The organism is Streptomyces sp. NK08204, assembly GCF_020400585.1.
Taxonomy (GTDB): domain Bacteria; phylum Actinomycetota; class Actinomycetes; order Streptomycetales; family Streptomycetaceae; genus Streptomyces.
The window spans coordinates 1-12,920 of sequence record NZ_JAINVF010000033.1; the positions used below are offsets into that span (position 1 = coordinate 1).

General features: G+C 69.3%; 12 protein-coding genes. 3 read left to right on the plus strand and 9 right to left on the minus strand.

Annotation, left to right across the window (positions count from 1 at the left end; all coding sequences use genetic code 11):
- Positions 1–211 precede the first annotated feature (211 nt).
- From K7G59_RS31240 to thyX, 3 genes are all read right to left on the minus strand, one after another.
- Entirely contained in the window at positions 212–1,897 is a 1,686-nt protein-coding gene (locus K7G59_RS31240; protein ID WP_225840058.1) for a ribonuclease J, read from the minus strand.
- A gap of 192 nt (positions 1,898–2,089) precedes the next feature.
- The gene (gene dapA, locus K7G59_RS31245; RefSeq protein ID WP_225840059.1) at positions 2,090–2,989 is read right to left on the minus strand and encodes a 4-hydroxy-tetrahydrodipicolinate synthase; all 900 of its coding nucleotides are present in this window, start codon (positions 2,987–2,989) and stop codon (positions 2,090–2,092) included.
- Between the two features lie 211 nt (positions 2,990–3,200).
- On the minus strand, positions 3,201–3,944 hold the full coding sequence (thyX, locus tag K7G59_RS31250; RefSeq protein ID WP_374114313.1) for an FAD-dependent thymidylate synthase: 744 nt from the start codon (positions 3,942–3,944) through the stop codon (positions 3,201–3,203).
- 172 nt (positions 3,945–4,116) lie between these two features.
- On the opposite strand from thyX, the gene K7G59_RS31255 reads away from it, so the two are divergent.
- Both K7G59_RS31255 and K7G59_RS31260 read left to right on the plus strand, forming a co-directional pair.
- On the plus strand, positions 4,117–4,311 hold the full coding sequence (locus K7G59_RS31255) for a hypothetical protein (RefSeq protein WP_225840061.1): 195 nt from the start codon (positions 4,117–4,119) through the stop codon (positions 4,309–4,311).
- Between the two features lie 90 nt (positions 4,312–4,401).
- The gene (locus K7G59_RS31260) at positions 4,402–4,956 is read left to right on the plus strand and encodes a hypothetical protein (RefSeq protein ID WP_225840062.1); all 555 of its coding nucleotides are present in this window, start codon (positions 4,402–4,404) and stop codon (positions 4,954–4,956) included.
- A gap of 68 nt (positions 4,957–5,024) precedes the next feature.
- Here the strand turns inward: K7G59_RS31260 and K7G59_RS31265 are convergent, their stop codons facing one another.
- The 5 genes from K7G59_RS31265 to rpsO all read right to left on the minus strand — a co-directional run bounded on the left by K7G59_RS31265 (position 5,025) and on the right by rpsO (position 10,471).
- A complete protein-coding gene (locus K7G59_RS31265) occupies positions 5,025–5,477 on the minus strand; it encodes a tetratricopeptide repeat protein (RefSeq protein WP_225840063.1) in 453 nt (150 codons plus the stop codon).
- A gap of 18 nt (positions 5,478–5,495) precedes the next feature.
- Positions 5,496–6,248 carry a 4-hydroxy-tetrahydrodipicolinate reductase gene (dapB, locus tag K7G59_RS31270; RefSeq protein ID WP_225840064.1) on the minus strand — a complete coding sequence of 251 codons (753 nt, stop codon included), beginning with the start codon at positions 6,246–6,248 and terminating at the stop codon, positions 5,496–5,498.
- Between the two features lie 43 nt (positions 6,249–6,291).
- A complete protein-coding gene (locus K7G59_RS31275; protein WP_225840065.1) occupies positions 6,292–7,671 on the minus strand; it encodes a pitrilysin family protein in 1,380 nt (459 codons plus the stop codon).
- On the minus strand, positions 7,668–9,890 hold the full coding sequence (locus tag K7G59_RS31280) for a polyribonucleotide nucleotidyltransferase (protein WP_225840066.1): 2,223 nt from the start codon (positions 9,888–9,890) through the stop codon (positions 7,668–7,670). Before K7G59_RS31280 ends, K7G59_RS31275 begins: the two co-directional genes overlap by 4 nt.
- Positions 9,891–10,183: 293 nt before the next feature.
- Positions 10,184–10,471 carry a 30S ribosomal protein S15 gene (rpsO, locus tag K7G59_RS31285; protein ID WP_023546329.1) on the minus strand — a complete coding sequence of 96 codons (288 nt, stop codon included), beginning with the start codon at positions 10,469–10,471 and terminating at the stop codon, positions 10,184–10,186.
- 289 nt (positions 10,472–10,760) lie between these two features.
- Here rpsO and K7G59_RS31290 point away from each other — a divergent pair, with 289 nt between their 5' ends.
- On the plus strand, positions 10,761–11,054 hold the full coding sequence (locus K7G59_RS31290; protein WP_225840067.1) for a DUF397 domain-containing protein: 294 nt from the start codon (positions 10,761–10,763) through the stop codon (positions 11,052–11,054).
- A 58-nt stretch (positions 11,055–11,112) separates the two neighbouring features.
- On the opposite strand, the gene eccD is transcribed toward K7G59_RS31290, so the two are convergent.
- The gene (gene eccD / locus K7G59_RS31295) at positions 11,113–12,615 is read right to left on the minus strand and encodes a type VII secretion integral membrane protein EccD (RefSeq protein WP_225840102.1); all 1,503 of its coding nucleotides are present in this window, start codon (positions 12,613–12,615) and stop codon (positions 11,113–11,115) included.
- Positions 12,616–12,920: the final 305 nt, after the last annotated feature.

The window sequence follows — 12,920 nt, forward strand, 5'->3', positions numbered from 1 at the left end:
CGCTTTCCAGGTTCCCGCTCTCGCGGTTTCCTTTCCGGCGAATCCGACTTTATCAGAAGTTCTGAGTCGGATTTCCCGCCCGGTCCGGGACACCTGTGTCCGATGCGTGAAGCACCGGGGTTCCCAACTGGGCGGAGCCGTAAACGTACTGGAGCGGGGCGCCCCGATGCAAATCGAGGCGCCCCGCTCCAGGGCAGGCACCGACGAGGTGTCAGACCTCCACGACGACCGGGAGGATCATCGGCCTGCGGCGATACGTGTCCGAGACCCACTTGCCGAGGGTGCGGCGGATGAGCTGCTGCAGCTGGTGGGGCTCCACGACGCCGTCCTGGGCGGACCGCTCCAGTGTCTCCGTGATCTTCGGGAGGACGGCGGCGAAGGCCGAGTCCTCGATGCCGGAGCCACGGGCCTGGACGTGCGGGCCACCGGTGATCTTGCCGGTGGAGGCGTCGACGACCACGAAGACCGAGATGATGCCCTCGTCGCCGAGGATCTTGCGGTCCTTCAGGGCCGGCTCACCGACGTCGCCGACGGAGAGGCCGTCGACGTAGACGTAACCGGCCTGGACCTTGCCGGAGATCTTGGCCTTGCCTTCGATCAGGTCCACTGCCACGCCGTCCTCGGCGATGACGATCCGGTCGTGCGGGACGCCCGTAAGCGCTCCCAGTTCGGCGTTGGCCCGCAGGTGGCGCCACTCGCCGTGCACCGGCATCAGGTTCTTCGGACGGCAGATGTTGTAGAAGTACAGCAGCTCGCCCGCGGACGCGTGGCCGGATACATGCACCTTGGCGTTGCCCTTGTGGACGACGTTGGCGCCCCAACGGGTCAGGCCGTTGATCACGCGGTAGACCGCGTTCTCGTTTCCGGGGATGAGGGACGAGGCCAGGATGACCGTGTCGCCCTCGACGATGCGGATCTGGTGGTCGCGGTTGGCCATCCTGGACAGCGCAGCCATCGGCTCGCCCTGGGAACCCGTGCAGACCAGGACCACCTCGTCGTCCGGAAGGTCGTCGAGCGTCCTGACGTCCACGACCAGTCCCGCCGGGACCTTCAGATAGCCCAGGTCACGAGCGATGCCCATGTTGCGGACCATGGATCGGCCGACGAAGGCGACCTTGCGGCCGTACTCGTGCGCAGCGTCCAGAATCTGCTGGATGCGGTGGACATGGCTGGCGAAACTCGCCACGATGATCCGCCTGCGGGCGCCGGCGAAGACCTGGCGCAACACATTGGAGATGTCGCGCTCGTGCGGCGTGAAGCCCGGGACCTCGGCGTTCGTGGAGTCGGTGAGGAGGAGGTCGATGCCCTCCTCGCTCAGCCGGGCGAACGCGTGCAGGTCGGTGAGACGGTTGTCCAGCGGGAGCTGGTCCATCTTGAAGTCGCCCGTGTGGACGACCATGCCGGCGGGCGTGCGGATGGCGACGGCCAGGGCGTCCGGGATGGAGTGGTTGACCGCGATGAACTCGCAGTCGAAGGGGCCGACGCGCTCGCGGTGCCCCTCCGCGACCTCCAGGGTGTACGGGCGGATCCGGTGCTCCTGGAGCTTGGCCTCGATGAGGGCGAGGGTCAGCTTGGAGCCGATCAGCGGGATGTCCGGCTTCTCGCGGAGCAGGAAGGGCACGCCGCCGATGTGGTCCTCGTGGCCGTGCGTGAGGACGATGCCCTCGATGTCGTCGAGGCGGTCCCTGATGGACGAGAAGTCCGGCAGGATCAGGTCGATTCCGGGCTGCTCCTCCTCGGGGAAGAGCACTCCGCAGTCGACGATCAGCAGGCGACCGCCGTACTCGAAGACCGTCATGTTTCGGCCGATCTCACCGAGGCCGCCGAGCGGGGTGACTCGCAGGCCGCCCTCGGGGAGCGGAGGGGGCGGGCCGAGTTCGGGATGCGGATGACTCAAAAGACTCTCCTCACCACACACGCCACGTACCGGTCGGGCACGTGGCGCGCATGACGTTCGTGCAGAAGCAGTTGTCGTTGTGGGGCGCGGGCACCGGTGGCCCGCTTGGGGATTGCTCTTCAGTTGTCGTCTTCGGTTGTCGTCTTCAGTTGTGAAGCTCGGGTGGTGCCCAGAGTGGTGCCAAGTCTGTTGTCAGAGCTGTACCCCGCCGGCAGCAAGATCGATCTTGAGCTGGGCGATCTCCTCGGGCGAGCATTCGATCATGGGGGCGCGCAGGGGGCCGGCGGGCAGTCCCTGGAGGGCGAGTGCGGCCTTGGTGGTCATGACGCCCTGGGTGCGGAACATACCGGTGTAGACCGGGAGCAGCTTCTGGTGGATCTCGGTGGCCTTGACGACGTCGCCCGAGGTGTACGCGTCGACGAGAGCGCGCAGGTCGGGGGTGACCAGGTGGCCGACGACCGAGACGAAGCCGACCGCGCCCACGGAGAGCAGGGGCAGGTTCAGCATGTCGTCGCCGGAGTACCAGGCGAGGCCGGAGCGGGCGATGGCCCAGCTGGCGCGGCCGAGGTCGCCCTTGGCGTCCTTGTTGGCGACGATCCGGGGGTGCTCGGCGAGGCGGACGAGCGTGTCCGTGTTGATCGGGACACCGCTGCGGCCGGGGATGTCGTAGAGCATCACGGGCAGGCCGGTGGCGTCGGCGACGGCCGTGAAGTGCCGGTACAGAGCCTCCTGCGGGGGCTTGTTGTAGTACGGGGTGACGACCAGAAGGCCATGTGCGCCCACCCGCTCGGCCTCGCGGGCCAGCTCCATGCTGTGGTGGGTGTCGTTGGTGCCGACGCCGGCGACGACGTGTGCGCGGTCGCCGACCGCCTCCAGTACCGCTCGTACGAGGTCCGATTTCTCCGCGTCGCTGGTGGTGGGGGACTCGCCGGTGGTGCCGTTGATGATCAGGCCGTCGTTGCCTGCGTCCACCAGGTGGGCGGCGAGCCGCTGCGCGCCGTCGAGGTCGAGTGCGCCATCCGCCGTGAAGGGCGTGACCATGGCGGTGAGAACCCGCCCGAAGGGGGTCTGCGGAGTGGAGGTCGGAGCCATGGGTAACACGCTACTCGGTGCTCAGTACGTGGTCTGCCCTTGGGGTGCCGGAAAAGTCAGGACAAATGCGGATCCCGGCACTGCCTGCTCGGGGGTTCAAGCAGTGCCGGGTCCGTTTGATCAGGCTAGATGAACTTCACCAAACGCCGCAATACGGACACTTCGCGAGGCTGATCCGTACGTCTGTACCTGGTGTGGGAACAGGGCTTCGTTACGGGGCGACCCGCCCGTTCGCGTTGAAGGCGGCGTAGGTGAGCGGCATGAGCCTGGCCCACTCGGCCTCCATCTTCTCGCCGACCATCTCGATCTCCCGCTGCGGGAAGGACGGAACCTTGGCCAGCTCGTGCTGGGTGCGCAGGCCGAGGAAGTGCATCAGGGAGCGGGCGTTGCAGGTGGCGTACATCGAAGAGAAGAGGCCGACGGGGAGGGCCGAACGGGCGACTTCGCGGGCCACCCCCTCGGCGAGCAGCTTCTGGTAGGCGGCGTAGGCGTGCTCGTACGACTCCTCGAGGGTGCTGCGCACGGTCTCGTGCTGGGCCGGCGTCCCCTCGACGAAGACGTACTTGCCGGGACGGCCTTCCTGCACGAGCTTGCGGGAGGCGTCGGGCACGTAGAAGACCGGCTGGAGCTCCCTGTAGCGACCCGACTCCTCGTTGTACGACCAGCCGACCCGGTGCCGCATGAACTCGCGGAAGACGAAGATCGGGGCACTGATGAAGAACGTCATCGAGTTGTGCTCGAACGGGCTGCCATGCCGGTCGCGCATGAGGTAGTTGATCAGGCCCTTGGAGCGCTCGGGGTCCTTCTTGAGCTCGTCCAGCGACTGCTCACCGAGAGTCGAGACGCGCGCGGCGAACAGCACGTCGGCGTCCGAAGCGCTGGCCTTCACCAGCTCGACGGTGACGTCACTACGGAGGGTGAGCGGCTCGGGGGTGGTCACGAGGGTCCTTCCCATCACTTCTTCAGGTTCGGGCCCACTGTACGGGGGACCACTGACAGAGCCGAGCCGGCCGTCCCACCGAGGACTTTTTCCGACATGGGCACTTTTTGCGATACTCGCTCGTCTGCATCAATGAGCCCCAATCGTTCGATCTTCGGTTCGACCGCCGAAAGGAGCGCAACCCGCGATGTTCCTCAGCGATGTCACTCCCCCGCCCCCGCAGCGGGCTTCCGCCGGCCAGCGGGCCGGGCACTGGCTGCTGGGCCTCGCCGTCGTCGCGGGACTCATAGGTGCCGTGGTCATCGGCAGGCCGGCCCTGGCCACCCCCTCCAGCACGCCGGTCCAGCAGTCCCAGGCGTCCCAGTCGGCTCAGGGTCACTGACCCTTCCGGCCGCCCAAGGGTGGTGAGCGGGTACGGGGGCGGATAGCCTCACCGGGCACAGCCACGCGAGGTTTTGAGTGAGGACCAGCCGTGCCCCTGCCTTTCCTGACGGCCGACCGTACCTTCGAGGCGGGATCCGAAGTTCCGCTGCCGTACGACGACCGGGACCGCTGGCGGCGCCCCTACCGTCCCGGGCCCTGGCGGGTCGGCGGAGCGGCCCTGGGGCTGCTGCTCTCCTCGTTCGTGCTGTTCGCCGCGGTCGCCATCGCCCTGACGGGCTCGGTGTCCGCCGCCGGCGTGGTCCTCGCCGTAGCGCTGGTGGTCATCGCGGCTGCGCTGCGGCTGCTGCGCATGGGCGTGTGGGTGAGCGCGCTCGGGCTGCGCCAGGTGGGCTTCCTGGCGACGCGCACGGTGCGCTGGTCGCGGGTGGTCTCGGTGCGCACGGTGCAGCAGCCGGTGCGCTGGGTGGGGCTGCCGCGCACCGTGCAGGGGCAGGCCTTGGTGGCGGTCCGCAAGGACCGGGCCCCCGAGGACACGCCACCGCTGCTGACCACGCACGGCCTTGATTTCCTGAGCCGCCCCGCGGCCTTCGACCGAGCGGCGGACGCAGTGGAGGCGTGGGCCGCGGAGTTCGTGCGCCGCTGACCGCCGCAGACATGCGGAAGGGGTCGGTCCGCGGTGTTGCGGACCGACCCCTTTCCGTCGGGTACGGCTCAGGCCCGGACGGGTTTTCCGTCGTGCAGGGCGATGGCTCGCTGCATCGCCTTGCGGGCGCGCGGGGTGTCCCGGGCGTCGTGGTAAGCGACGGCGAGGCGGAACCAGCAGCGCCAGTCGTCCGGGGCCGACTCCGTCTCGGCCTTGCGCCGGGCGAAGACCTCGTCGGCCGAGTCGCGGTCGATCCGGCCGTCGGGGGTACGCCTGAGTTCGTCCACGGGCAGGCCGCCCTCGGCGTCGAGTTCGGCGGCGAGCTGGTTGGCCCTGCGGACGAACTCGGTGTTCTTCCACAGGAACCACAGGCCGATCACGGGCAGGATGAGCACCGCGACCCCGAAGGTGACGGTGACGGGTGTGCCGGACTGGATGAGCATGACGCCGCGGCTGCCGACCAGGACGAAGTAGAAGACCAGGGCGGCGGCCGTGACGAGGTAAGTGATCTTCGCGCGCATGTTCCGCAAGGCCCCTGCTCAGCCCAGGTCCAGGAAGTGCTCCAGGCCGAAGGTCAGGCCCGGGGCGGACACCACACGGCGGACGCCGAGCAGGATGCCCGGCATGAAGCTGCTGTGGTGCAGGGAGTCATGGCGGATCGTCAGGGTCTCGCCCTCACCACCGAGCAGGACCTCCTGGTGGGCGAGGAGACCGCGCAGCCGGACCGCGTGGACCGGGACGCCGTCGACGTTCGCCCCGCGGGCGCCGTCCAGCGCGGTCACGGTGGCGTCCGGCGCCGCAGCAGTGCCGGCGGCCCGGCGGGCCTCGGCGATGAGCTGGGCCGTGCGCATGGCCGTGCCGCTCGGGGCGTCCACCTTGTTCGGGTGGTGCAGCTCCACCACTTCGACCGACTCGAAGTACGGCGCGGCGATCTGCGCGAACTTCATGGTGAGCACGGCCCCGATGGAGAAGTTCGGCGCGATGAGCACCCCGGTCTCCGGGGACTGGGCGAGCCAGCCCCGCAGCTGCGCGAGGCGCTCCTCGGTCCAGCCCGTGGTACCGACGACGGCGTGGATGCCGTGGCGCACGCAGAAGTCGAGGTTGCCCATGACCGAGGCAGGGGTGGTCAGCTCGACGGCGACCTGGGCACCGGTCTCCGCCAGCGTCTCCAGCTTGTCACCCCGGCCGAGAGCGGCGACCAGCTCCATGTCCCCCGCGGCCTCGACCGCCTTGACCGCCTCGGACCCGATCCGGCCCTTGGCGCCGAGGATCGCCACGCGCAGCTTGCTCATCTCTTGCTTCCTTACCGAAGACAGGTGTTACCGAAGACGGGTGTCAGGCGACAGCGTCGTGCAGCCGTGCAGCCTGCTTGTCCTTCAGCGGGCCGATGACCGACAGCGACGGGCGCTGTCCCAGGATGTCGCGGGCGACCGCCCGGACCTCGTCCGGGGTGACCGCGGCGATCCGGGCCAGCATGTCGTCGACGGACATCTGCTCGCCCCAGCACAGCTCGCTCTTGCCGATACGGTTCATCAGCGCGCCGGTGTCCTCCAGGCCCAGGACCGTGGAGCCCTGGAGCTGGCCGATGGCGCGGCCTATCTCCTCGTCGGACAGGCCGTTGCGGGCGACGTGGTCCAGTTCGTCCCGGCAGATCCTGAGCACGTCGTGCACCTGGCTCGGGCGGCAACCGGCGTACACACCGAACAGGCCGCAGTCGGCGAAGCCCGAGGTGTACGAGTACACGCTGTAGGCGAGGCCGCGCTTCTCCCGGACCTCCTGGAAGAGCCGGGAGGACATGCCACCGCCGAGGGCGGTGTTGAGCACGCCCATGGCCCAGCGGCGCTCGTCGGTACGGGCGAGGCCGGGCATGCCGAGGACGACATGCGCCTGCTCGGTCTTGCGGCCGAGGAGTTCGACCTTGCCGGCCGTGCGGATCGTACGGCTGCCCTCGCGGGGGCCGACGGGTACCGCGTCCGGGCTCCGGAATGCCTCCGCCTTCTCGAAGGCCGCACGGACCTGGCGTACGACCTTGTTGTGGTCGATGTTGCCGGCACAGGCGACCACGAGGTGGGTCGGGTCGTAGTGCTTGCGGTAGAAGCGGCGGATGCGGTCCGCGGTCAGGGCGTTGACCGTGTCGACCGTGCCGAGGACCGGGCGGCCGAGGGGGCTGTCACCGAACATGGTGTACGCGAACAGGTCGTGCACGCAGTCGCCCGGATCGTCCTCGGTCATGGCGATCTCTTCGAGGATCGCGCCGCGCTCGACGTCGACGTCCTCCTCGAGGATCAGTGAGCCGGTCAGCATGTCGCAGACGACGTCGATGGCGAGCGGCAGGTCGGTGTCGAGCACGCGCGCGTAGTAGCACGTGTACTCCTTCGCCGTGAACGCGTTCATCTCGCCGCCGACGGCGTCGAGCGCGGCGGAGATGTCCAGCGCGGAGCGACGGGAGGTGCCCTTGAAGAGGAGGTGTTCCAGGTAGTGCGTGGCGCCGTTGAGCGCGGGGGTCTCGTCGCGGGATCCTACGTGCGCCCAGATACCGAAGGTGGCGGACCGCACGGAGGGCAGGGTCTCGGTGACGACGCGCAGGCCACCCGGGAGGGTGGTCCTGCGGACGGTACCGATGCCGCCGGTGCCCTTGATGAGCGTTTGGGTACGGGCGACGGCCCGCGCCTCCGAAGAGGTGCGGGCCGTCGCCTTGGAGCTACGGGACGTCACTGCTCGGCGTCGTCCTTCTGGTTCTCGTCGGAGCCTTCCTCGCCCTCGATCACCGGAACGAGGGAGAGCTTGCCGCGGGAGTCGATCTCGGCGATCTCGACCTGGACCTTCTGGCCCACACCGAGGACGTCCTCGACGTTCTCCACGCGCTTGCCGCCGGCCAGCTTGCGGATCTGCGAGATGTGCAGCAGACCGTCCTTGCCGGGCAGCAGGGAGACGAACGCACCGAAGGTGGTCGTCTTCACGACCGTACCGAGGTAGCGCTCGCCGACCTCGGGCATCGTCGGGTTGGCGATGCCGTTGATCGTGGTGCGGGCGGCCTCGGCGGACGGGCCGTCGGCGGCACCGATGTAGATCGTGCCGTCGTCCTCGATCGTGATCTCGGCGCCCGTGTCCTCCTGGATCTGGTTGATCATCTTGCCCTTGGGGCCGATGACCTCACCGATCTTGTCGACCGGGATCTTGACGGTGATGATCCGCGGGGCGTGCGGGCTCATCTCGTCGGGCCGGTCGATGGCCTCCATCATCACTTCGAGGATGTGCAGGCGGGCGTCGCGGGCCTGCTTGAGGGCCGCGGCCAGGACGGAGGCCGGGATGCCGTCCAGCTTGGTGTCGAGCTGGAGGGCGGTCACGAATTCCTTCGTGCCGGCGACCTTGAAGTCCATGTCGCCGAAGGCGTCCTCCGCACCGAGGATGTCGGTGAGGGTGACGTAGTGCGTCTCGCCGTCGATCTCCTGGGAGATCAGGCCCATGGCGATACCGGCGACCGGGGCCTTCAGGGGCACACCGGCGTTCAGCAGCGACATGGTGGAGGCGCAGACCGAGCCCATGGACGTCGAGCCGTTGGAGCCGAGGGCCTCGGACACCTGGCGGATCGCGTAGGGGAACTCCTCGCGCGTGGGCAGCACCGGCACGAGCGCGCGCTCGGCGAGTGCGCCGTGGCCGATCTCGCGGCGCTTCGGGGAGCCGACGCGGCCGGTCTCACCGGTGGAGTACGGCGGGAAGTTGTAGTTGTGCATGTAGCGCTTGCGGGTCACCGGGGAGAGGGTGTCCAGCTGCTGCTCCATGCGGAGCATGTTGAGGGTGGTGACGCCCAGGATCTGGGTCTCGCCACGCTCGAACAGCGCGGAACCGTGCACCCGCGGGATGGCCTCGACCTCGGCGGCCAGCGTGCGGATGTCGGTGACACCGCGGCCGTCGATGCGCTTCTTCTCCTTGATCACGCGCTCGCGGACCAGCTGCTTGGTGAGCGAGCGGTACGCGGCGGAGATCTCCTTCTCGCGGCCCTCGAACTCCGGCAGGAGCTTCTCGGCGGCCAGGCCCTTGACGCGGTCCAGCTCGGCCTCGCGCTCCTGCTTGCCGGCGATGGTGAGCGCCTGGGCCAGCTCGGGCTTGACGGCGGCCGTCAGGGCCTCCAGGACGTCGTCCTGGTAGTCCAGGAAGATCGGGAACTCGCCGACCGGCTTGGCGGCCTTGGCGGCGAGGTCCGACTGCGCCTTGCACAGGACCTTGATGAACGGCTTTGCGGCGTCCAGACCGGCGGCGACGACCTCCTCGGTCGGAGCCTCGGCGCCGCCCTCGACCAGCTTGATGGTCTTCTCGGTGGCCTCCGCCTCGACCATCATGATCGCGATGTCGCCGTCCTCGAGGACACGGCCGGCGACGACCATGTCGAAGACGGCGTCCTCGAGCTCGGTGTGCGTCGGGAACGCCACCCACTGGCCGCGGATCAGCGCGACGCGGACGCCGCCGATCGGGCCGGAGAAGGGAAGACCGGCCAGCTGCGTGGACGCGGAGGCGGCGTTGATCGCGACGACGTCGTACAGGTGGTCGGGGTTGAGCGCCATGACCGTGGCGACGACCTGGATCTCGTTGCGCAGGCCCTTCTTGAAGGAGGGGCGCAGCGGGCGGTCGATGAGGCGGCAGGTGAGGATCGCGTCCTCGCTCGGCCGGCCCTCACGGCGGAAGAAGCTGCCGGGGATCTTGCCGGCGGCGTACATCCGCTCCTCGACGTCCACCGTGAGCGGGAAGAAGTCGAGCTGGTCCTTGGGGTTCTTGGAGGCGGTGGTGGCCGACAGCACCATGGTGTCGTCGTCCAGGTACGCCACGGCGGAACCGGCGGCCTGCTTGGCCAGGCGGCCCGTCTCGAAGCGGATGGTACGGGTGCCGAAGGCGCCGTTGTCGATGACGGCCTCGGCGTAGTGGGTCTCGTTCTCCACTAGCGTTTTCTCCTCGTCTTCGTCCCCTGGCTGCCCGTGTGGCAGGGGGACGGTCATGGAGAGGCGCGCCGTTGTGCGGGCCGGTCTTCGATCGAAGCACCCGGGGCTCGCTTCCCCCCGGGGGCCACTACCGAGGACCGGCGGCGGCGAGGTGCGCATCTCCTCGTTCTGTGTCGTGCGTATTGCGTTGTGCTACCACACTACAAAGCAGGTGTGATACTCCGCACGTCCCCGCACGTACGGCAAAGGGAGCGGCCCCCGATCTTCTCGGGAACCGCTCCCTTCACGGCGTCTTACTTGGCGCCCGCGGCACCGCGGCGGATGCCGAGGCGGTCGACCAGCGTACGGAAGCGCTGGATGTCCTTCTTCGCCAGGTACTGCAGCAGGCGACGGCGCTGACCGACCAGGATCAGCAGACCGCGGCGGGAGTGGTGGTCGTGCTTGTGGGTCTTGAGGTGCTCCGTCAGGTCGGAGATCCGACGGGAGAGCAGAGCGACCTGGACCTCGGGGGAGCCGGTGTCACCCTCCTTGGTACCGAACTCGGAGATGATCTGCTTCTTCGTGGCGGCGTCGAGCGACACGCGTACTCCTCAATAGTCTGTGAGTGCCACCGAGTGCCCCCGGTCTACTTCTCGGGGGTGCTTCCGTGACTCGGGAGGCGGGGATCCGCTGGGCGCGGTTTCCAGGGGGTCCTCGAGACCTGTCCGAAAACGCGTACACAAACGGCCGTCACCCAGGGTACCAGGCCCTTGCGGGCGCCTTTGCCCGGTCTTCGGATCCGCACGGCGGCGGCGGTAGGGGCCACTAGGGTGGGCGCTTCGGACGGTTCGTACGTCGGGAATTCGTACGTCGGGAAGGGGTCGCTGCGCGATGGCGGAGACGGCGGAGGAGATCAGGGCACGCAAGGACCGCGAGCGCGACGAGCTGTACGCGCTCGACATCTCGGACGTCGAGTGGCACTGCGCGCCGGGCACGGAGGAGCACGAGGAGCGGGTCGAGATCGCCTATCTCCCGGAAGGCGCGGTGGCGATGCGCTCCTCCCTGGACCCGGACACCGTGCTGCGGTACACGGAGGCGGAGTGGCGGGCGTTCGTGCTGGGTGCGCGGGACGGGGAGTTCGACCTGAAGCCGATGGCCCACAACGGGGGCCTCGACCCGCAGTGAGCTGTGACCGGGCCCCGGCTCCGTGTGTGCGGAGCCGGGGCCCGGTCGTATCCGGCGGTCAGCTGGTCATCGACCGTGCCGTCGCGTACACGTCGAAGACGGCAAGGGTCAGCGGGATCAGTGTCAGCAGCACGAAGCCCTCGCAGATCTCCAGGAAGCGGCCCCAGAAGGGGGTCAGGCCGCCGCGCGGCAGGATCAGGCCGAGCGCGGTGACGAGGGCGCCGGCCACGGCGATGACGGCGATCAGCCAGATGGTCCGGATGTCCAGGTCGGTACGGTCGCCGGCCCGCGCCGCGTGCATCACGCCGTGCGGCGGGTTGAGGGCGAGACCGAGACCCAGCAGGACCAGGGAGGCAAGGCCCGCGGCCAGGACCGGGGCGACCTGGGCGGTGTAGCGGAAGAGGTGGGCGCGCATCAGCATCGCGATGCCGGTCGCGAGTGCGAGGAGCTGGGCCCAGATGCCGTCGGAGAAGCCCAGCACCGCCGAGGCGCCGATGGCGAGGAGCGCGCAGCCGCCGACCAGGCCGACGAGGAGTTCGTGGCCGCGCCGGGCCTGGGCCTCGACGCGTTCGGTGTCCACGGGTTCCTGCACGGTGGTCTCGGTGCCGTAGGCGGAGCGGGTGGGGGTGCCGCTGCTGGGGTTCTCGAAGCCGATCGGCAGCCGGGCGAAGCGCATCGACATGCCGGGCAGGAAGGCGAGGGCGCCGACCACGATCGGGGCGCACACACTGGCCATCTCTGTCGGGGCCCAGTCGGTGAGGGTCCCGACGAAGACCACGACCAGGGCGACGGCCGAGGCGAGGACGAAGGCCACGAAGGGGCCGTCGCCGTGCGGCGAGCACAGGGCGAGGATCAGGGCGGCGACGAGCACGGCCGCGCAGGCCAGCAGGAACTGCAGCCTGCCGATGCCCTCCCCGCCGTGCAACGGCAGCAGTCCGCTGCCCGCGACGCCCACGTTGGGCAGGGCGCCGAGGCCGAGGGCTACGGCCGAGCCACGGTCGTCGTAGACACGGGCGCGGACCGCGGAGAGCACGACCAGCAGCACGCCGGTGACGGCGGCGAGGATGCCGGCCAGGCCGTGCATGTCGTGGCGCGGATCGGCGGTCCAGGCGACGAACGCGAGCAGCGCGGGCAGCACGCCGCCGCCGACGAGACCCGCGGCCCTGGTCAGTTCGCCGCTCCACAGCTTGTGCTGCTTGGTGACGGCGGCGGCGACCGCCTCGGCGACGTCGTCGAAGACGGCCGGCGGCAGGGACTGCGCGAAGGGGCGCAGGGTGAGGAGTTCACCGTCGAGAATGCGCTGGGCGGCGAAGGAGCGGGCACTGTCCAGCACGGTGCCGTCGGTACGGACGAGGTGGTAGCCGACCGGGGCGCCCGCCTCGGGGCTCTGCTGGGACAGCCGGAGGATCTCCGGGTAGAGGTCGGCGACCGGAACGTCGTCGGGCAGTGCCACGTCGATACGGCTGTCCGGCGCGACGATGGTCACCCGGCAGAAACCCAGTCCCGTAACGGCTCCCGAAGGGGCTCCCGTCCCGGGTCCGCCGGTGGCGGCGGCCGTCATGCTCACCTGCTGCTCCCCCTCAGTGTTGGTGGTGCGTCTGTCTCGGTGGTTGTGCGTCTGTCTCGGTGGTGGTGCGTGCGTCTTGTCGATGCGTGCGTCTTGTCGGTGGGTGCGACCTGTTGGCGATGGTGCGTCCGTGCGGTGAAGGTTCCGTGCCGTTTCGCCCCGCACCCTGCGCAACGGCGCTGACACGGCCGCCGTACGGCCGGATTCCGGGGCGTTCCGACCCCGGCGTCGGGTGAATTGCCCTGGTATTTCCGGCCTGTTCGGCGTGTGCTCACGCGAACATTCGGCACCCTACCCCT

Bases quoted from the DNA above. Each gene is read 5' to 3' on its own strand.
- dapA (WP_225840059.1), bottom strand. From the start codon at position 2,989: ATGGCTCCGACCTCCACTCCGCAGACCCCCTTCGGGCGGGTTCTCACC.
- thyX (WP_374114313.1), bottom strand. From the start codon at position 3,944: ATGGGAAGGACCCTCGTGACCACCCCCGAGCCGCTCACCCTCCGTAGT.
- K7G59_RS31255 (WP_225840061.1), top strand. From the start codon at position 4,117: ATGTTCCTCAGCGATGTCACTCCCCCGCCCCCGCAGCGGGCTTCCGCC.
- K7G59_RS31265 (WP_225840063.1), bottom strand. From the start codon at position 5,477: ATGCGCGCGAAGATCACTTACCTCGTCACGGCCGCCGCCCTGGTCTTC.
- dapB (WP_225840064.1), bottom strand. From the start codon at position 6,248: ATGAGCAAGCTGCGCGTGGCGATCCTCGGCGCCAAGGGCCGGATCGGG.
- K7G59_RS31290 (WP_225840067.1), top strand. From the start codon at position 10,761: ATGGCGGAGACGGCGGAGGAGATCAGGGCACGCAAGGACCGCGAGCGC.
- eccD (WP_225840102.1), bottom strand. From the start codon at position 12,615: ATGACGGCCGCCGCCACCGGCGGACCCGGGACGGGAGCCCCTTCGGGA.